The sequence below is a fragment of the Acinetobacter sp. ME22 genome (assembly GCF_022012315.1).
GTDB lineage: Bacteria > Pseudomonadota > Gammaproteobacteria > Pseudomonadales > Moraxellaceae > Acinetobacter > Acinetobacter brisouii_A.
Map to the genome: position 1 here is coordinate 333137 of NZ_JAKLTL010000002.1, position 20267 is coordinate 353403.

A 20267-nucleotide genomic window follows, 5' to 3' on the forward strand; every position below is an offset into this window, starting at 1 on the left:
TCAGCATTTAAAAACCATATTTAAATTTGAGAAAAATCTTTTTGGCAAGTGGGCGAATGGCAATCCAGTTGGTTGAAATCCAGCAAATAAATGACCCTAAGGTGACCATTGCTGCACCTTGCCAGAAAGTTGTAGAGAGTGGAGAGTGCAATACAAACATTGCAATCAGTGAAGAAATAATTGGGGTGAAGTAAGACGCAATCACTAAAATCGTGATGTTGCCTTGAATCATCCCGATATTCCACGCGGCATAGCCTAAGCCAATCGCACAGGCGGCAACAACAATCGATAGCCAGACCGACCAATCCATTGCGGGAATATGGATATCATGCTGAATAAACAACTTTAACCATAAAATCAGGGTCATTACTACAAAGAAGATTGAAACAGGATTGTGCCCCTGACTCATTTTCTTGGTGATCACACAATAAAAAGCCCAAATCACTGCACCCAAAAATGCAAGCAGATAACACAGCGGATTACTTGAAACATGTGCCATGACTTCTGCCAAGCTAAAAGCACCATCTCCTGTTTGAATAAACACAATGCCCGTGATGGAGAGTAAGAAACCCAAGACAATGAGGAACTGAAAGCGTAATTCTTTAAATATGACAAATGCCACAATGGTCAGGCTCGGCCATAGATAATTCACAATACTGACTTCGATGGCTTGTTGTCCATTTTGAGATAAAGCAATCGCAAAAGAAAAGCACAGCTCATAGGCAACAAATAACAAGGTGGACAGAATCAGGTATTTTTTGGGAATGGCACGAAGGTTGGGAACTTTAAATACAATCAGCAATAAAATTGCGCTGAATGTATAAATGAGCGTTACCCCTAAATGTGGGCCAATCGCTGAACTGATATGTTTAATCAGCCCAACCATAGACCCCCACATGATGATGGCGCTCAGACCAATCAGGGTTGCAAGATGTCTGGACATGGGGGAGTGTCAATAAAACGGGCGAAATATGATAAAGAAATATACAGGGATTCAATAGTGTTTTTAGGACAATTCATAGAATAGTTTAGCTAAATTATTGCAAACGTTCGGCTTCATGGCGGCGTTTACGATAAGAAAAAGGTGTTTCTCCATATTGTTTTTTAAACCATAAAATAAAATGAGAGGCATCTGAAAAACCACACTCAATGGCGATATTGGTGATGTAGTCATTGGTATTGGCAAGCAGCTTTTTAGAATGATCAAGACGCAGTTTTCGCCAGTAATGTGCGGGAGATTCATTGGTATTGCTCACAAAAATACGATGCAGTTGGCGTGGATTGGTTTTTACATGCTCAGCCACTTCTTTTAAGGTGATGTGTGATGCAAGATTGTCACGCATATAGTCAATTGCTTGATGAAGCATGATATTTTCATAAGTATTGGGTTGGTTTAAAGCAATTTTCTCAGCTTTTTGTTCACGTGGTTTTACACTATTGACCAATAAATATTCCAGAGTTTTATGAGCCCGAATATCACCGCAGTGCTGACGTATCAGATGTGCTGCCAAATCAATGGCTGTTCCCCCTGGGCAAGTCAAAATGCCTCGGTCTTCCACATAGCTCTGGTCAACAATGGTGATAACTTGAGGAAAGCGTGTAGCAAACTCATCTCGGGTGGTAAAGTGAATGGCACACTTTAGACCATCGAGTAAGCCTGCATTGCCCAAGACAAAGCAGCCTGAACATAAGGCAATAATCGGTACTTTGGCGGCATGAATCTCTCTGAGGGCTTCTAGTAATTCAGGAGAAGGTTCACGCGTTTCAGTCAGTAAGCCACCCGCGATCACCACATAGTCATAATTTTCTTTAAGTTCTTGTAAGTTAAATTCTTTTGTTGGATTGACCGATAAACCACAGCTTGCAGTAACCGATTGATTTGAAAAGGTAATCCAGTCCCATTTACAGTAAATTTGTAAGCTGCGAAAAGACTTGTCTGCTGCAAAACGTAAAGATTCAACCAATCCTGCAACGGGGGCGAGGGTAAACTGATTCATGAGAATAAATGCGACGCGCAGATCTGGATGGATCTGCGCCAGACTTTCTGCGGAAGGAGAAATGTCATCATAAGTATTTTGGGTCGAATAGGTCATGGCATTTATCCTAAAGCTAGGTCAAATTATTATAGCGATATATCGTGAAATACAGTCTTATAAACGATCACTTTTCGCCAAATTACAGGAACGGCATAACAGTTGAATGTTGCGTTCCGAGTTCGAGCCGCCTTTGGAAAAAGGAATAATGTGATCAAACTCCAAATAAGACGATGCGCCACATTCGACACATTTTCCCTGACAGCGTTCCCACACCGCATTTTTCACCTGCTGAGCGATGTGCCGTGTGTTGCCATAGGTTTGCTGAAAGTCCAGTTGACGATGGAAACGTTTAATTGCTTGATCTATATATGCTTCAACCAAATCGGCATCTTGCCCAATCCAGAATTCACCCGAAGCTTTGTTGGTTTTCGCGGTAATGTAAATGGTAGCAGCATGGCATTCAATCCCCATAATCTGTGTAATCGGAATTTCGAGCGCTGAGTTGGACATATAAATCAGACGTTCACTGGTCACAAACAGATCACCGATGAGCGGTTCTTTTTTGGCATGTAATTTTTTGACTTGTGTTTGATGCAGATAACAAATTTCCAGATTTTTTAAAATGACCTCATTAGTTTGTATCGGTTGTACTTGCCCCTGACGAATCTGATAAATCTGATTCACCTTGTGAATGCGTGCTTGCAAGTCACGTTCAAGTTGGGCGCTGACCTGTAAAAATTGGCACAGTTGCTGTAATTCCTGTTGTTCAGTCTGATCGACAAAACCATCAGCGCTCATACTAGCCAATTGAAACTGCAAAAAGTTTTGGATATCTTTGTGCATGCTTTGCATGAGCTGTGCTTTCGCTAATTGCTGACTGTGACAAAGTTGATCGAGCGCCTGCATATTCTGCAAAGTGAGCTGACGTGAGTGAAGTGCGTGTTGCAGTTTTTGTCGAAATTGCTGTTCCGAGCTTTGTTTCAGCAAAGCATAGACTTGGTTTCGGGTTTTTTCGGCAGGGTGTAAAAAAGCCATCCAGCGGTCTAAGGTCACTTTAGACTGTTTGCTGGTCGCGGTAATTAAAAATAAATGGGTTTCTTGTTGAGAAAATTCCAAAGCTTCTTTGAGATCAAGCTGATGCTGCTGACAAAACTGAATCAGTTGTTGTTGGGTTTTTTCGGACAGATCTTGAGTTTGAAATAGGTTGCCAATGAGTTGTTGAAAGGCTTTGAGATGCTTACGTTTCTCAAAAATCTTGAGTGGATTTGACAAAATATCCGTAAAAAAGTTGGATGTTGGCGTTGGCGTTGGCGTTGGCGTTGGCGTTGGCGTTGGCGTTGGCGTTGGCGTTGGCGTTGGCGTTGGCGTTGGCGTTGGCGTTGGCGTTGGCGTTGGCGTTGGCGTTGCAAAGCTTGGTTCGGATTCTTCTACAATTTCTACCCCGAAATGCTCTGCCAACGGTTTGAGCCCACCATTAAAACCTTGCCCCACCAAACGAAATTTCCACTGACCTTTATAGCGGTAAATTTCTCCTAAAATCAGAGCTGCTTCTTGTCGGTATTCACCTAAAATTTTGCCCTGAGCCAGCACTTCATTTTGATTGAGTAATCGAATTTTCAAGAAGTTCATCGCTGAGAAATTACGTGTAGCATCGGCGAGCGTGGCGCAAATCGCAATTTTTTCAATTTCAGGGGCTTGGCGCGATAAATCCACCATTAAACATGCACCCACTGCGCTTGAAGACAAACTTAAACTACGGGCTTGATCTTGCGGTTGTCCGTAAAAAATCATGTCATCGTCACCACGGACTTTCTGGCTCTGCTGAGCAAGGCGATAGACGCTAAAATCCAATTCTGCCGCACTTAAACCAAACACTTGGATGTCTACCGTCAGTTGAGTGGTATTTAGGGCAGTATTGGCGCCAAGCGTCAGTTCTATCATTGGGTTACCTTGTCAGAAAGTGTGTCATCTAGTTATTGTGTTCTTTACACAATCTACCGAGCTTTGGCGAAAATAAAAACATAGATAGCGTATTTTTCAATCTTTTTTGCTGCTTTTCTTGTTGAAAATGGTTTTTTCTTAAACAAATATTTTTGCTAAAAGAGATTGACAGGAATTTTCAAACATAATACATATAACATTATAGGTATTATTTTAAATAACTGTACATAGGGAATACGACACGCAATGAGCATGCAAAAGTTAAAACATTTTATTAATGGGGAATATGTTGAATCGCTGGGTGGAACATACTTTGACCTTGTCAGTCCAGTGACAGGTGAGGTGTATGCCCAATCACCGAATGCCACAGAAGCCGAAGTCAACGCGGCATATCAGGCGGCAAAATCAGCGTTTGCAGTGTGGGGAAAAGCAACGCCATCGGTTCGTCAAAACGCACTGTTAGCCCTTGCAGATACGATTGAACAACATTCAGAACGTTTAGTTGAAGCCCAAAGCCGTAATACAGGACAGCTCAAACATTTGATTGCTTCTGAAGAAGTGGCTGCCGCAGCAGATCAAATTCGCTTCTTTGCGGGTGCAGCACGCTGCTTGGAAGGCAAATCGACAGGTGAATATTTACAGGGAACCACTTCAAGCATTCGCCGTGAACCGTTGGGTGTGGTCGGGCAGGTTGCACCGTGGAATTATCCATTTTTAATGGCAGTATGGAAAATTGCACCTGCTTTAGCCGCAGGCAATACCGTGGTGCTTAAACCAAGTGATACCACACCAGAAAGTACCTTGTTATTGGCAGAACTGGCAGCGCCATTATTTCCAAAAGGCGTATTTAACGTGGTACTCGGCAATGCTGAAGCAGGTTCTTTGGTGGTATCGCATCGTGTGCCTGCACTGGTGTCAATTACAGGTTCAGTTCGTGCAGGTTTGCAAGTGGCGGCATCAGCTGCAGCCAATCTTGCCAAAGCGCATTTGGAACTTGGCGGTAAAGCCCCTGTATTAATTTTTGAAGATGCCGATTTGGACAAAGCTGCTGAACACATTGCACTCGCTGGCTACTTCAATGCGGGTCAAGACTGTACCGCAGCAACCCGTGTTTTGGTTGCCGATCAGGTGCATGATCAGTTTGTAGAAAAACTGGTGAATGCTGCTAAAAATACCCAGTTTGGTTTGCCAGATGATCAAGATGCTTTATATGGTGCGCTGAATAATGCAGGGCAACTTCAACGTATTCAAGGTTTTATTGAGCGTTTGCCAGCACATGCCAAAGTTGAAACAGGTGGCAAAAAAGCCGAGCAAGCAGGCTTCTATTTTGAGCCGACGGTCATCACAGGTTTGGCGCAGCATGATGAAGTGGTACAAACCGAAATCTTTGGGCCAATCATTACCGTACAGAAATTTAGCGACGAAGCTGATGCTTTAGACAAAGCCAATGATGTGGAATATGGCTTGGCATCGAGTGTCTGGACGAAAGATCACTCACGTGCCATGCGCCTATCTCGTGATTTGGATTTTGGTACGGTGTGGATCAATACCCACATTCCATTGACTGCAGAAATGCCACACGGCGGCTTTAAAAAATCAGGTTACGGCAAAGATTTATCGGGCTACGGCTTCGAGGAATATACCCGTATTAAACATGTCATGAGTGCTTACGAAGATTAATTTTAAAAATACATTCCAATCGGGGAGAGGAATATGCAACAGACCGTTCGTGCGTTTAGTTTTATGACCTTAATGGCATTGGTTGGCGCAGCACATGCCGCACAAGAAGATCCGCAAAAAGTCATTAAAGCGTATATGGCAGCGTGGAATGCACACGATGCTGAAAAAGCATCGAAATATTTGGCACAAGATGCCGTGTACTACGATGTCACCGTTGGCACACCGCAAAAAGGACGTGTAGCCGCACGCGATAATGTCATTAAAGTTTTTGTGGGTGCTGTACCTAACTTGAAATGGGAAATGACCAGTAAACCACTGGTCAGTAAAGATGGTATTTCGTTTCAATGGCGTTTTAGCGGAATCAATACAGGGGCATGGAGTAAAGAAACCCCTGCAACAGGCAAGCCGTTATCCTTTGAAGGGGTGAGCTTTGTCCGTGTTCATAATGGCAAAATTACCTATCAGGGCGATTACTACGACGCTTTAGGCTTTAACAAACAATTGGGTTGGTAAGATCGCCATATGGGAATTGGGTTGGGGCATACTCAATTCCCATTTTGGCAATTCCGAGCATACTTGTTCTGGTCTGCTTTTGAGCAAAGAATAAGGGCAATATAAGGAAATAACATGACAAAACATTCGATTAAAGAAGATGTGGGACTGGTGGTCGATGAAGTCAAACACATCGCACATGCAGTAGATCAAGAAGCCACCCAGTTTGAACGCTCGATTGGTCTGATTTCAAATTTTTCGTTGGGCTTTACCTATTTATCACCATTGACCGCCGTGTATTCACTGTTTGCACTGGCGATTACTCTGGCGGGGCCACCATCGATTTGGTGGATTTTAATTGTTGCAATTGGACAGTTATTGGTGGCGATGGTGTTTGGGGAAACCGCATCGCAGTATCCAATTACAGGTGGATTGTATCCGTGGGCGCGGCGTTTATGGGGGCGTAAATACGCGTGGATGGCAGCATGGATTTATCTCTGGGCTTTGGTAGTCACAGTCACTTCGATTGTGGAATACAGTAGCGGCTTTGTATTGTCATTACTACATTTAGCTCCAACCGCAATGAATAACCTTGTCACTTCAGTGATTTTACTGCTGGTGATTATGGTGGTGAACATGTCAGGCACAAAGAACTTGGCACGTGTTGCACGGATCGGGTTTTGGTGTGAAATCTTGAGCGTGATTGGCTTAGGTTTATACTTGCTGATTTTCCACCGCGCACAACCATTCTCTGTGGTATTTGATTCGATGGGCGTGTTGGCAAGCAATGGTTCTTACTTTAGCGCTTTCATGTCAGCATCTTTGTTGGGCTTGTTCATGTTCTTCGGTTTTGAAGCTTGCGGTAACGTGGCAGAAGAAGTACAAAACCCAAGCCGTCAGATTCCTGTCGCCATGATTTTAAGTATCGTGTTCGGTGCGGTATCTGCAATTTTATCGGTACTTGGTTATTTGATGGCATCTCCAAATTTGCTGCAAATCGTATCAGGTAAAATTACTGACCCGATTCCTGCGATTTTAAATGAAGCACTCGGCACAACTGGTGCGAATATCTTTATTGTGATCGCAATTGTCGCGATGCTGTCTTGTATCTTGTCATTACAAGCAGCTTTAAGCCGTTTGGTGTTCTCATTTGCACGTGATGAAATGTTGCCAAATAGTCACTGGATGGCAAAATTGTCAAAACAAGGTGTCCCTGACAATGCCATGATTGTAAGCTGTATCCTGCCGATTTTGCTATGTTTCTTGGTCTACTTCCAACCAGACAGCTTGGCACGTATTACTGCCTTTGCTGTAATCGGGATTTATTGCTCATTCCAAATGGTGGTTTTAGCTGCACTGCGTCAACGTTTCAAAGGCTGGAAACCCGCAGGTGAGTGGACTGTTGGTGCTTGGGGGATGATCATCAACATCTTGGCACTGGCATACGGCATCTTTGCGATTTACTTACTGGCTCAACCAGCAACGGGTAATTCATTTGTCGACCGCTGGATTGTCTTGATTGGTCTTGGTTTTGTGATTGGCAGTGGTTTGGTCTATATGTTTGTGGCAAAACCTTATAACAAATCACAAGCGCCTGAAGGTGATGCAGTAGAATATGCTGCTCAGCTTCGTGCTAAATCTCATTCATAAAAAAAATTGCAGGCGGAAATGCCTGCAATTTTCGATTTTAAGTTTTGAATTTAGCTTAACTCAAATGTAACTGCGCCTGTGTGGCATGTTGTTGTAGCAACTGCACACTGGCAGCATTCAATCCGCGAATTTCACAGTCCATTCCATTACGTTTAAATTTGCCAATCACCTGATCTAGCGTTTCAATTGACGTTACATCCCAAAGGTATGCCTGTTCCAAATCAATCACAATTCGATTTTGACTATGTTGATATTCAAATAATTGAGCAAACTTCTTCGCTGAGCTAAAAAACACTTGCCCCTGAATTTGATAGATGCGCTGCTCATCCGTATCGGTAATTTGACACTGCAACTGTTTTTCCAGTTTGTTTGCAAGAAATACTGAAGATAACAAGACACCTGTAATTACACCGAGCGCCAAATTATGCGTGGCTAAAACTACAATCACGGTGGCAATCATCACCACATTGCTGCTACTTGGATTTTTATGAAATTGGGTGAGCGATTTCCATTCAAAGGTACTGATGGACACCATAATCATGACTGCGACGAGTGCTGCCATTGGGATGACTTTCAGCCAGTCGTGAATAAACACCACCAAAATAAACAAGAACACGCCCGCAAAGAATGTTGATAAACGTCCACGACCCCCTGATTTAATATTAATCATGGACTGTCCAATCATGGCACATCCTGCCATGCCGCCCATGAAACCTGTCACGATGTTGGCAACGCCTTGTCCCACACATTCTTGATGTTTGTTACTGCTGGTATGGGTCATGTCATCGACAATGGTTGCGGTCATCATCGACTCAAGTAAGCCCACGGCTGCCATGGCTGCTGCATAAGGGAAGATGATCTGTAAGGTTTCCAAGTTCAAAGGAATATTTGGAATCAGAAACATCGGCAGTGTGTCAGGCAGTTTACCCATGTCACCGACTGTTGGAATATGTACATTGAACAGCAAAGCCAAAGCAGTAATCACAATAATACAAACCAGTGGTGATGGAATTTGCTTGCCAATTTTAGGCACGTAAGGGAACAGATAAATAATCGCAAGACCCAGTGCAACAAAGACATAGACCCAAGCACTGACGTTGTATAAAGCAGGAAGCTGCGCCATAAAAATCAAAATAGCGAGGGCATTTACAAAGCCAATCACTACGGACTTAGAGACAAAACGCATCAGATTGGCAAGACGAATTTTCCCTGCGATGATCTGTAAAAGCCCTGTCAAAATGGTGGTGGCAAATAAATATTGTAAACCATGCTCTTTGACTAACGTGACCATGAGGAGCGCCATTGCCCCTGTAGCCGCAGAAATCATGGCAGGTCGACCACCGACAATCGCAATCACGACTGCCATTGAAAATGAAGCATACAAACCGATTTTCGGGTCAACCCCAGCAATAATCGAGAATGCAATTGCTTCAGGAATCAGTGCCAAGCCGACGACAAGACCCGACAAAATATCGGCACGAATATGACCGAACCATTGCTGTCGATATGTTGAAAACATAGAAAAAACCTAATTCAAAAGAAAAAATCATTAGGCTCGTGATGTGATATATAGACACACAGACGACACCACATCATGAGCCGAATAGCCAATGATGGAAAAATTACTCAGGCAGAAAACGAGAAATTAAGGTGGCGTAACTTGCATGTAGATAAAGAAGAACAATTCTAGAGAATGTAAAGCATAGCAAATCTGTCGGATTAAAGGTAGCTTTAGATTTGGCTTAACTTCTACCAAATCTAAAGCGTATGCTTATGACAGGCTTGTCGAAGCAGAAACCGCCCATAATGAGCCTTGATCGGCTGTTTTAGAGCGCCGTTTGGCTTGTCGATAAAAACGTAAAAACACGAAACCGATCAGTAAGGCAATAATATCAATCCAAATCAGATCACCTGTGTAGTGCCACAACCCTAAACTTGGCATGAGATAGGACACAATTGCAGTCAGTGGAATTGCGAGCAAAACTACTGCAATCGCCAGTAAAAACTGCGGTAATGCTTTGGCTGCACCAATTGCAAATGCATAGCCAATACTGCCTAAGAACACCACATAATAAATATAAATAAACAGTTGATTTAAAGTGACCGATAATGGATTAAAGAGGGCATAACTCCATTTACCGATTAACATACTACTAAAAATCGCCAAGACACAACCTAAGCAACTGCCAATGGTTAAACTGGCTAATAAACGAACATCTTTACGCTGCTCAGGAATCGCATCATTCGGATTTTTGCGTTTACGAGCACGAGTTTCTACCCATAAAATATTGCCTGAGTAAAACAAAAATGCGCCCGCCAAGCCCAGTAAAACATACATCCAGCGAATCCCTATACCACCAAAACTACCAAAGTGTAGGCTGAACATCGAATTAACGAGTTTATTCCAAGCACCTGTTTCAGTATTTAGAAATTTGTTGTTGTATTCACTGACTTTATAGGGGTTCATGGTCATAAAGTCTTGTGTTGCACCGCGTAGCATTTGATCACTACTATAAACTGCAATACGTGCATTGGCTTTTTCAGGTTGGTTCAAGTTATTGAATTGAATATAACTTACGGAATACTCAGGTGAAACTTTTTTGACTTGAGCTAAAATCTGATTGATATCTAATTTTGGTACAGCTTGATCAACGACCTGTTCTGCTGGGGGCGGGAAAAATGATTTTTTCTGTTTAGATGCAAACTGTAGCGTGTCATAAAAAATATCATGAAATGCAAAAACCACCACAGTTACACTAATGATGACATGAAAAGGCAAACTGGTAATTCCAATCACATTGTGAGTGTCGAGCCAGAAGCGTTTTTTATTTTTTCCCGCACGAATGGCAAAAAAGTCTTTGACCAAAGTGGGTAGTAGTAAAATCAAACCTGAAAATAAGGCGAGAAAATACAACACGCACACCACACCCATTAAGGTCACCCCTAAACTGTCATGTCCAAGTGTTCCAGGAATGCCTGCGGTTTCATGTAATTGCTCAATCAAATGTCCCGGTTGCGCCAAAGGTTCTTGTTTGATGAGGGTCTGACCGTGTTCATCTAAGCTGGCAAGCCATGTTTTTTGAGTTGCATCGACCGCATGGCGTCCACCACTGCGACCTTCTGTCCACATCATGGGGGCATAATGAAATTCAGTCGAGTTTAAATTTAAGGTAAAACTCTTTTGCGCTGCGGGATGTTGCTGTTGGACATTGGCAATTAACTGATTGAGTTGCTGAACTTGTACGGCGGGTAGGACTTGATTAGGAGGCGTTGCCCACTGGCTCAGCTGATGCTGAAACATGCTTAAGCCGCCTGCAAAAAAGCAGATAAAGAGCAGAATTCCTGCAAAAATCCCTACCCATGTATGCATGCTTTTTGAAAGCTTCATGATATCTGCACGGACTTTCATACAGCACCTCTGAGTAAGAACACAGCTAAACCCGCAATCAGATTGGCAAACAGCATCATCAATATGGCTTGCCAACCTCTAGGAATGAAATAACAGGCAAAAAAAATCGGGAGCCAACTCCACGGAATACTCCACATGGCAATTTGTGGTAAAACACTGGCATCAAGAAATGGTCGACCGATCAGAAAAACCAAACAACCGACCATCAGTGCAAGAGTAAATCCCAAGACTCCGCCAGCGATGGTTTTGCTCCACCAATCAGGTTGAATCGGGTGTTGAATTTTAGCTTTCATGAGCGACCTGTTTGCTTAAATAGAGGAACAAACGGCAAGAAACTCCACACGACAGTGATACAGATCAGCCACGATAAAACAGCCACGACTTTGGGTAGAACCCACCACAAAATCAATAGGCTACTGACAGAAAAAATAATGCCTAAACCACGATATGTTTTGGCAAGTGGTTGCTTGAGTAAAGATTGATTTGGGTGGCAACAATACAGCACGCCACAACCGATCACAATCAACAGCAGTCCAAGAATTTTCATAAAGATACTCGGATAATTATGGTCTAACATTTAAAAAAAGCCCCCAAGCATAAGCTCAGGGGCGTTTAAGGAACTTCAATTAAAATTTATAGCTGAGAGATGCGGTATAACTGGTCGGATCTCCATAAGTGGCTGCCCAATAATTCAGGCGATATTTCTCATTGGTGACATTGTCAACATTTAAAGCAACGCTTAATGCTGGCGTAAGCTGATATTTCGCCATTAAATTGACCAATGCGTAGCCGTCTTGTTTATAGGCAATATATTTGGTGCCTGAAACACTGCTGCTATAAAATGCACTTTGCCAGTTTACTCCACCGCCAATGGTCAGCTTTTTATCCCAAATCGGTAAATTGTAGGTGGTAAACAATTTGAACTGATCTTCAGGAATGGTGGTGTTTTGTTTAATTCCGCTTTTGGTGGATTTGGCATGGCTATAACCTGCTTGTACATTCCAACCGTCGAGAATCTCACCTGAGGCTTCAAGTTCATAACCTTTGGTAATTACGCCATCAATAGCACTGTAATAACTACTGGTTGAACTAACAACACCTGTTAGGCTGCTTGGAATATTTGAGCCATAAACCGTCCCACTGTTGGCAACATTGTCCATTTTAGATTGGAAATATGCTGCACTGAGGTTGATTCGGTTATCTAAGAAAGCTGCTTTTAAACCTGCCTCATAGTTGTTACCTTCTTGGGGATCAAGTAGGTTGTAGTTGTAATCCCGATAGGTTTGCGGCATGAAAATATTGGTATAGCTCGCATACGCCGTGACATTTGGCGAAATGTCATAGGTAATACCTGCATAAGGTGTTAACTTGGCATAAGCACTCATGCGTGAGTCAGTGGTTTTGGTCGTGGTGGTAACATGTGAACGATAGGTATAGTCAGATAAACGTGAACCCAAAATCACATGCAAGCGATCAGTCGGGTTCAAGCGAGTTGCCGCATAGTACCCCACTTGTTGATATTCTTTATTATTGACCCCAATGACACGGGTTGCTCCTGATGGTACGGCAACATTACCATTCCATGTCGATAAATCTACCGTACAGGTATCGGTGCTTGAGTCACAGCCATTAAAGTTGTCATTGTTATTGCGTACATATTGATAGCTTGCACCAAGCATAAGTTCATGTTCACGTCCTAACAGTCGATATGGTCCCGATGCTGAAACATCAAGGCTATGTTCTTTCGGGTTAAAGTTATTTTGGGTTGCTGCAAGAGAAGCAACATTGGTGGTGTAGTTAGCGGAAGCAACACCAATGACACCAAACAAAGATTTGATATCTTGTTCGGTATAGCTATAGTTGGCTTGCAAGTTCCAACCATTATCAAATTGATGTTTGAGTTGAGCAAAAGCATTCAACGTGTCCACTTTGCTATATGCCCAACGCGCACTGGAGTTAAAACTTGGACTGTAGGGATTAATGCTGCCATCAGCCCCATACATATCTAAACCATGAACACCTTGCCCTGTAATTTTGTTGCGGCTGAGCATGCCACCCACTGAAACAGTGGTTTGATCCGATAAATCAGCATCGACAATCCCATATAAAGTTGCTGAGCGATTGTCACCCCAGTCTTGCCATGAATCCCCTTGACCATATACAGCAACTGCACGACCGCGAACACTGCCTGACTGGTTCAGTTTGTCTTGCACATCAATTTGGGTGCGGTAGGTATTCCATGAGCCTGCGCTGACTTTGATTTCACCTTTTGGCTCGGTACTATTGGCATGCTTACGATTAAAATTGACGCTTGCACTTGGGTAGCCTGCGCCATTGGTTAAACCTGTTGCACCTTTGACAACAGTTACATTTTCATAGATAGCAGGATCTAAGCTACTGATCACTGAACCATTTTTACTGTCTAGCGAAGGGGAGGTCATTACGCCATCGACTTGATAGTTAATGATTTGCTTACCACGAGCGTAGTAAAAAGTATATTCCCCACCATTTCCAACAGCCCCTTTTGCGCCATAACGTTGCATAGAAACACCAGGGGTTTGATTGAGTACATCTTCCACTGAAGTGAGATTGGCATCCTCAATTTGCTGACTGGTAATGACACTGACAGACTGCGGTGTATCTTTCAGGGCTAAATTCAGTTTGGTGGCATTTTTACTTTTTTTAACGGTATAACTTGTGGTTGCATCTTGATTTGCATGCGCTGTAATGGTTGGAAGCGTATTTTCCTCACTGGCAAATGCAGTAGCGGATAGAAGTGATGCTGACACTCCCAATAATAGAATTTGGCGAATCCCCAAAACTAATTCCTGATGACGGAATTTAAAAGTCTGTTGCTGCATAATTGTCATCGCTATGATTGTGTTACAAAAAAACAAAACAATAATAAACTAAATAAAAATCATTATCATTATTGATTATAAATTTGATGTTTTAAATAATCGTTTATGTAGATTTAATTTTTAGTTAATTATTTGTTATATAAATATTTATATTTTTTTATTAAGCTTTAATTTATATAAATAGTAAGAATTTATCCTTACTTTCAAAGTGTAAAGCATGATGAAAATATGAAGAAAAGTCATTTTTATTGAATACATTCACTTAAATCAGGACTATTCAGGTCGAGGAAAATCGGGTATATATCGGGCTCTTATTGTAAATAATTATCATTCAATATTTGGATTTGAAAGAATGGCTTATACATTACCTGAATTAGCATACGCTTATGATGCACTCGAACCGCATATTGATACTCAAACAATGCAAATTCATCACACCAAACATCATCAAACCTATATCAACAATATTAATGCTGCACTTGCAGGAACAGATTGGGAAAAATTAGCGGTTGAAGCACTGGTTGCTCAAGTTGAGCGTGTTCCTGAGCAGTTAAAGGCAACAGTCATCAATAATGCAGGTGGACATGCGAACCATAGTTTGTTTTGGACAGTGATGAGTCCACAGGGAGGAGGAGAGCCACAAGCTGAATTAGCGCAAGCAATTCAGCGTGATATTGGTGGTTTGGAAGCCTTCAAAGAAGCATTTACCAAAGCTGCGCTGACACGTTTTGGTAGTGGTTGGGCATGGTTATCGGTTACACCAGAAAAAAAACTGATTGTCGAAAGTAGTGCCAATCAGGATTCACCTTTGATGTGGGGGAATACGCCAATATTAGGTTTAGATGTTTGGGAGCATGCGTATTACCTCAAATATCAAAACCGCAGACCTGAATATATTGCGGCATTTTATGAAGTGGTTGACTGGAATGAAGTTGCCCGCCGTTATCAGGCTGCGCTGAACGCCTAATCAGGTCTTTGGTGTGGAAAGTGCTGATGCATGATTTTGATCCACGCTTGTACCGCAGGAGAAATGGCATAATTTTTTTTCCATGCCATAAATAAATGCCAACGAATATCTGGCTGTTGTAATGGAATCGCGGCAAATAATTGAGCATCTAGCATATTGGTATAGTACTGCGGTAAAAGAGCAATCCCCATGCGCTGTAAAACCATGTCAGCCAGTAGATTCCACTGACTGGTTTTACAGACAATATTCGGTTCAAAACCAATGTGTGCACAGGCATTCATAATGATGCTATTGAGAGAAAAATTCTCAGGAAACATCAAAAAAGCCTGTTGTTGTAATTCTTCTAAACGAATAGATGAGCGCTTTGCCCAAAGTGAATCACGCCGTAATAACACCATTAGAGGATAATCACACAGTTCAACGGCATTAAAAATGTCGGTATCGAAGGGCTGAAGTAATACGCCGACATCGAGTTCGTTATTTAACAGAGCTTGTTCGATACCACGCGAACCGACCTCTAAAAAAGACAATTCGATTTTTGACCACTGTTGATGATAGTCAAAAAGCGCAGGCGTGAGCAGTTGTGCGCCAAGGGGCGGCACGCCCAATCTGAGTGTGCCAGTTTTTAGAGATTGATAGTTTTCAATTTCCTGAAAGATATTCTGCTGGGTTTGTAACAAATCCAAAGCATGATGATAAATCCGTTCACCAATTTCGGTCAGTTCAACTTGTCGTTTTCGCCCAAATTCGGCTTTCAACAAGAGTTGAACATTGAGCTGATCTTCAAGTTGTTGCAGCATTTTACTGATGGTTGGCTGGGTCAGATGCAATTCATCCGCAGTTTGGGTAAAGCTTTTAGTTTTGACTAAAGTCACAAAACAGCGCAGTAATTTGAAAGACAGCATGGATTGATCTTTATTATTCCAAATTGGCATAATTTTAAATTAAATAATTCATATTTGGTATGCAGATTTACATTTAACATGATTCTATCGAAAGCAAAATGCTGTTTTAAATTGTGATGAACACAAAGCTGAATATGGGTAAACAACTGTTCAAACTTTTGTTACAACTCGGCGTTTTAGCCATTTTTTGGTGGTGTGGAGACCTCATCCATCAAAAACTGAGTTTGCCAATTTCCTCAGGTATTTTAGGCATGTTTTTATTATTGGCTTGTCTGTTTGCGGGTTGGGTTAAGCTTGAACAGGTGGCTTTAGGTGCGAATGCGGTATTGGCTGAATTGGTACTGTTTTTTGTACCGATTGTGGTGGCAGTCGTTCAGTACAAGCAGTTATTTTTGAGTGAAGGTTGGCAAATTGTTGTGAGTATTGGCTTGGGTACCATGTTGGTGATGTTAAGTACCAGTTTAACGATTCACTATACCTATCGCCTGAAAAAATATTGGCATGTCCGTAAACGCTTGCAGCACAGTGTGCGTTAAGGAGAAATGATCATGAATCTTTGGGCGGGTGCATGTCTAATCTGGACATTGGTTGCTTATATCGCAACAAAACAAGTCTATCGCCGTTATCCAAAACTATGGTTTTCTCCTGCAATTCTGGTTCCAGTATTAACAATTGTATTGATGATGATTTTTGGGATTTCTTACCAGACTTATCAAGAAGATACACAGTGGATTGTTAATTTGTTAGGACCTGCAACCGTTGCTTTTGCTGTGCCAATCTATCGCTATCGTGAAACGATTCGTCAGCATTTAAGTGTTTTGTCATTGGCAATTGTGGTGGGTATGACCGTTGGTGTGGTGAGTGCCTATCAACTGGCGCAAATGTTTAAGTTTAGCCCTGAAGTGACCAATAGTTTAATGGCTCGTTCAATTTCTACCCCCTTTGCGATGACGTTTGCAGAAAATATTCATGGGTCAGCAACATTGGTATCTTTGTTTACCATCATCACAGGGTTGTTTGGGATGGTGTGTGGTGACTTTGTCTTGGCAGTCACTAAAATCCGTTCCAATATCGCCAATGGTGCAGCATTTGGGAATGCGGCACATGGTTTTGGTACAGCACGTGCTCAACAACGCGATAGTGAAGAAGGTGTGATTGCCAGTTTGACCATGGTGATTGCAGGAATTTTGATGGTACTGGTTGGGCCTACAGCGATTCATTTATGGTTTGCATATTTTTAGAATTTAGATGAAAAAAGAGGCTTTTTAAAGCCTCTTTTTTAGATTCAAGCAACAGATTTGTTATTTAATAAATGAATAACATGATGTATTTGTTCAAGGCGCATATCCGCGAGTTTAATCAAATCATCATTGACCCAATTGGGAATCCGATCGGAACGAATCCAATCTTGAATATCATTCGTATCAATATTTAAAAAATCGGCAACTTGGCTTTGCCAAGATTCACCAAATAAAGCTTGTCCAATCAGAACAAAGTTTTCAGTTTTCATATTGTTTGGTACATAGTCAAAAGACATCTATAGGATATCTATCAAACATTTAGAGGCAAGCTTTATTAGCAAAATTCAACAAAATCCTTAAATTTATACACCATTTCATGTCAACATTTTCGTGTTTGTTTAAATGAATCTGGCATAAAAAAAGCCTCCGAAGAGGCTTTAAGGAATTAGTCTTTCTTAAGATTTTCAAGCAACAAAAATTCCATTAAGGCTTTTTGTGCATGTAGACGGTTTTCTGCTTCATCCCAAACCACAGCATTTTTATGGTCAAGCATGTTTTCAGAAATTTCTTCACCGCGGTGAGCAGGTAGACAGTGCATAAATAAGCAGTCAGGATGAGCAAGACTCATAAGGTGCTCATTGACTTGATAATCTGCAAATGCTTTTTCACGAATTTTCTGTTCTTCTTCCTGACCCATTGAAGCCCAGACGTCAGTCACAATAAGATCGGCATTCACAGCAGCATCTTCAGCTGAGTCTACGAGTTCTGCACAGTGTGCAAATTCAGACAAAAACTCAGCTTTTGGCTCATAGCCTTTTGGTGCAGCAATTTTTAGCTTAAAGCCCCACATGTGCGCCGCTTCAATATATGAATTACACATATTGTTGCCGTCACCAATCCACGCGACTGTTTTACCTTCAATACTGCCACGGTGTTCAACATAGGTTTGAACATCGGCAAGAAGTTGGCAAGGGTGGTGGTCATCGGTCAATGCATTAATCACAGGAACTTTAGAGTAAGATGCAAATCGCTCTACGATGTCATGTCCAAAAGTACGGATCATCACAATATCAAGCATGCTTGAAATCACACGTGCCGAATCTTCAATCGGTTCACCACGACCAAGTTGCGTGTCGCGTGATGATAAGAAAATTGCACTTCCGCCAAATTGGCTCATTCCTGCTTCAAATGAAACACGGGTACGGGTGCTTGATTTTTCAAAGATCATGCCGAGAACTTTACCAACGAAAGGTTGGTAAACGGTATTTTCATGTTGCAAGCGCTTAAGCTCTTGAGCGCGTGCAATAATGCGATGAAGTTCTGCTGTAGAAAGATCACGTAAGGTAAGGAAATGCCGTAGAGCCATGGTTACTCCACATAATTGTTGAATCGCGATGGCATCAACAATTAGTTGTTCGTTAAGGAAAAAGTAATCGGTTACTATACTACAAGCGGTCTGTTTTTCCAAAGACTTATCGATATTGCAAGGCTTTCAGAAAATGATCGACGCTATATTCAATATAGTCGTTAATTTCTTCGAGGCTCTCTTTAGGGTCAACACCCATTAGCACTTGCCACTCAAAATGCCACAGTATGCCTAAATACATTTGTGCGGAGTTGATTGGTCGCTCACAGACAATCTGACCTTGTTCATGAGCTTGTTGCAGACGATGACTGACCTTAAGTAGAATTTTTTCAGGGCATTCTTCATATAAATACACAGCAAGCTCAGGATTGTGTTTGGTTTGCTCAAACAGTAGTCGGACAAATTTTCGATTTTCAGGCTTTAAAATATGTTGATAGAAATTTTGTAAGATACTGATCAATAAATTTCTTAAATCACTCGTTTGAAGTGTTATTTTTAAAAATAGCTCTTTAAAAAAAATATCACGACGATAATCACAAATCGCTTTAAATAAACCTTCTTTGTTGCCAAAGTATTTATATAAAGAGGCTTTAGACCCTCCAGCATGTTGAACAATGTCATCTAAAGAAACAGCATCATATCCTTTGTCTAAAAATAGTTCTGTAGCAGATATTACAAAGGCAAGGTGTCGCTCAAACCCACGTTTGGTTTGTGGAGGCACATTGCAGTAGCAGTGAAGTTGATCTGACATAGAAATAATTAAAGAATCACGAGTGATCTTCAAGTATAGCAAATCTTGCTGAAAATGGCGCAAAGCTATGCGCTACAATCATTCGCCGAATACAAACTAGCCTAAAATTTGTTGTAAAAGTGATTGTTCATAAGGGCTGAGCGCTTGTTGTTCATAGAGTTTATCTGCAATCTGAATGAGTGTTTCACCATAGACAATTTGATTTTCTGCACAAAAGACTAAGCCTAAATGTTCTAATGAAGTCAAATTGTTATCGGTTTGAAATGAATAGGTGTACCAACTTTTTGCATGTGAATACTCATGGAGGGTTTGGTAATATTCTGCAAGTGCATGTGCGCTATATGCGACATCATGATGGAAAGCATCACTGAAACATCTTTTTGCATTTTTAAAATCTTTAAGTTTTAAATAAATTTGACCCAAGTGGAGTAGGGCATCAAATTGTTGATAGGAAACAGCTTTCTGTAGCATTTTTATGGCGTGTTGGTAGTTAAATTGTTGTTGATAAATTTTACCAAGTAGTAAATAGGGCAGCGAGCTGCTCAGTTGGGCTGCCTGCTGTAGATAATGCTGTGCCAGATGTAAGTTTTGTCGTTCAAACTCAATCTGACCTAAAGCGTGAAAGGCATCAGGGTACTGCTTTTCAGCTGACTTTAAATACCAGTGGTAAGCTAAACAACGCTGCTGTTGTTGAGTATAGAGCTTTCCTAAACCATACATATAACGAGGGTCATTTGGATTTTTCCGTTGCATCTTATTTAAAGCAGCCAATGCTTGTTTTGTATCTCCTGCATCGATACTTTGACAGGCATGTTGGTAAAGAAAACTTTGTTCACTTGCTTGATGATTTTTTTGTAAACGAAAAGAAGACCACATGATGTTATGATATAAAAGATAATGATTATCATTTATATCATGATTGGGTGGAAAAGTACAATCGTTGCTACACAATAAAAAAAGGCCATGCT

19 protein-coding genes are annotated in these 20267 nt (G+C 41.5%); 6 read left to right on the forward strand and 13 right to left on the reverse strand.

Annotated features, from left to right (window positions below; translation table 11 throughout):
- Positions 1-7 precede the first annotated feature (7 nt).
- The 3 genes from yddG to LVY74_RS04315 all read right to left on the reverse strand — a co-directional run bounded on the left by yddG (position 8) and on the right by LVY74_RS04315 (position 3977).
- Positions 8-943, reverse strand: a complete 936-nt coding sequence (yddG, locus tag LVY74_RS04305; protein WP_237813978.1) for an aromatic amino acid DMT transporter YddG — start codon at positions 941-943, stop codon at positions 8-10.
- 94 nt (positions 944-1037) lie between these two features.
- Positions 1038-2093, reverse strand: coding sequence for a GlxA family transcriptional regulator (locus LVY74_RS04310; RefSeq protein WP_237813979.1), 1056 nt, complete (start codon positions 2091-2093; stop codon positions 1038-1040).
- A gap of 57 nt (positions 2094-2150) precedes the next feature.
- Positions 2151-3977 (reverse strand): TerD family protein, encoded by a 1827-nt coding sequence (locus LVY74_RS04315; protein ID WP_237813980.1) that lies wholly within the window; start codon positions 3975-3977, stop codon positions 2151-2153.
- 246 nt (positions 3978-4223) lie between these two features.
- On the opposite strand from LVY74_RS04315, the gene LVY74_RS04320 reads away from it, so the two are divergent.
- The 3 genes from LVY74_RS04320 to LVY74_RS04330 all read left to right on the forward strand — a co-directional run bounded on the left by LVY74_RS04320 (position 4224) and on the right by LVY74_RS04330 (position 7799).
- Positions 4224-5657 (forward strand): gamma-aminobutyraldehyde dehydrogenase, encoded by a 1434-nt coding sequence (locus LVY74_RS04320; RefSeq protein ID WP_237813981.1) that lies wholly within the window; start codon positions 4224-4226, stop codon positions 5655-5657.
- Between the two features lie 33 nt (positions 5658-5690).
- Positions 5691-6170, forward strand: a complete 480-nt coding sequence (locus LVY74_RS04325) for an ester cyclase (protein WP_237813982.1) — start codon at positions 5691-5693, stop codon at positions 6168-6170.
- A 114-nt stretch (positions 6171-6284) separates the two neighbouring features.
- Positions 6285-7799: an APC family permease gene (locus LVY74_RS04330; protein ID WP_237813983.1), complete on the forward strand. Its 1515-nt coding sequence runs from the start codon at positions 6285-6287 to the stop codon at positions 7797-7799.
- Between the two features lie 55 nt (positions 7800-7854).
- Here LVY74_RS04330 and LVY74_RS04335 read toward each other — a convergent pair whose 3' ends face one another.
- From LVY74_RS04335 to LVY74_RS04355, 5 genes are all read right to left on the reverse strand, one after another.
- The gene (locus LVY74_RS04335) at positions 7855-9318 is read right to left on the reverse strand and encodes a SulP family inorganic anion transporter (protein ID WP_237813984.1); all 1464 of its coding nucleotides are present in this window, start codon (positions 9316-9318) and stop codon (positions 7855-7857) included.
- 252 nt (positions 9319-9570) lie between these two features.
- Positions 9571-11208 (reverse strand): PepSY-associated TM helix domain-containing protein, encoded by a 1638-nt coding sequence (locus LVY74_RS04340; protein ID WP_237813985.1) that lies wholly within the window; start codon positions 11206-11208, stop codon positions 9571-9573.
- Positions 11205-11501, reverse strand: coding sequence for a hypothetical protein (locus LVY74_RS04345; protein ID WP_237813986.1), 297 nt, complete (start codon positions 11499-11501; stop codon positions 11205-11207). Before LVY74_RS04345 ends, LVY74_RS04340 begins: the two co-directional genes overlap by 4 nt.
- Positions 11498-11785, reverse strand: a complete 288-nt coding sequence (locus LVY74_RS04350) for a hypothetical protein (protein ID WP_237813987.1) — start codon at positions 11783-11785, stop codon at positions 11498-11500. Before LVY74_RS04350 ends, LVY74_RS04345 begins: the two co-directional genes overlap by 4 nt.
- A 49-nt stretch (positions 11786-11834) precedes the next feature.
- Positions 11835-14069: a TonB-dependent siderophore receptor gene (locus tag LVY74_RS04355; protein ID WP_237813988.1), complete on the reverse strand. Its 2235-nt coding sequence runs from the start codon at positions 14067-14069 to the stop codon at positions 11835-11837.
- Between the two features lie 352 nt (positions 14070-14421).
- On the opposite strand from LVY74_RS04355, the gene LVY74_RS04360 reads away from it, so the two are divergent.
- On the forward strand, positions 14422-15036 hold the full coding sequence (locus LVY74_RS04360) for a superoxide dismutase (protein WP_237813989.1): 615 nt from the start codon (positions 14422-14424) through the stop codon (positions 15034-15036).
- Here the strand turns inward: LVY74_RS04360 and LVY74_RS04365 are convergent.
- The gene (locus tag LVY74_RS04365) at positions 15033-15941 is read right to left on the reverse strand and encodes a LysR family transcriptional regulator (RefSeq protein WP_237813990.1); all 909 of its coding nucleotides are present in this window, start codon (positions 15939-15941) and stop codon (positions 15033-15035) included. The two genes, LVY74_RS04360 and LVY74_RS04365, sit on opposite strands and share 4 nt — an antisense overlap.
- 116 nt (positions 15942-16057) lie before the next feature.
- Between LVY74_RS04365 and LVY74_RS04370 the strand changes: the two genes are divergently transcribed.
- Together LVY74_RS04370 and LVY74_RS04375 are read left to right on the forward strand one after the other, a co-directional pair.
- Positions 16058-16477 carry a CidA/LrgA family protein gene (locus LVY74_RS04370; protein WP_237814107.1) on the forward strand — a complete coding sequence of 140 codons (420 nt, stop codon included), beginning with the start codon at positions 16058-16060 and terminating at the stop codon, positions 16475-16477.
- 12 nt (positions 16478-16489) lie between these two features.
- Entirely contained in the window at positions 16490-17182 is a 693-nt protein-coding gene (locus LVY74_RS04375; protein ID WP_237813991.1) for an LrgB family protein, read from the forward strand.
- A gap of 44 nt (positions 17183-17226) precedes the next feature.
- Here LVY74_RS04375 and LVY74_RS04380 read toward each other — a convergent pair whose 3' ends face one another.
- From LVY74_RS04380 to LVY74_RS04395, 4 genes are all read right to left on the reverse strand, one after another.
- On the reverse strand, positions 17227-17478 hold the full coding sequence (locus LVY74_RS04380) for a DNA-binding protein (RefSeq protein ID WP_237813992.1): 252 nt from the start codon (positions 17476-17478) through the stop codon (positions 17227-17229).
- Positions 17479-17627: 149 nt separating this feature from the next.
- Positions 17628-18548: an ornithine carbamoyltransferase gene (gene argF / locus LVY74_RS04385; protein ID WP_151710000.1), complete on the reverse strand. Its 921-nt coding sequence runs from the start codon at positions 18546-18548 to the stop codon at positions 17628-17630.
- A 106-nt stretch (positions 18549-18654) separates the two neighbouring features.
- Entirely contained in the window at positions 18655-19299 is a 645-nt protein-coding gene (locus tag LVY74_RS04390; RefSeq protein ID WP_151710001.1) for a TetR/AcrR family transcriptional regulator, read from the reverse strand.
- Between the two features lie 96 nt (positions 19300-19395).
- On the reverse strand, positions 19396-20175 hold the full coding sequence (locus LVY74_RS04395; RefSeq protein WP_237813993.1) for a tetratricopeptide repeat protein: 780 nt from the start codon (positions 20173-20175) through the stop codon (positions 19396-19398).
- Positions 20176-20267: the final 92 nt, after the last annotated feature.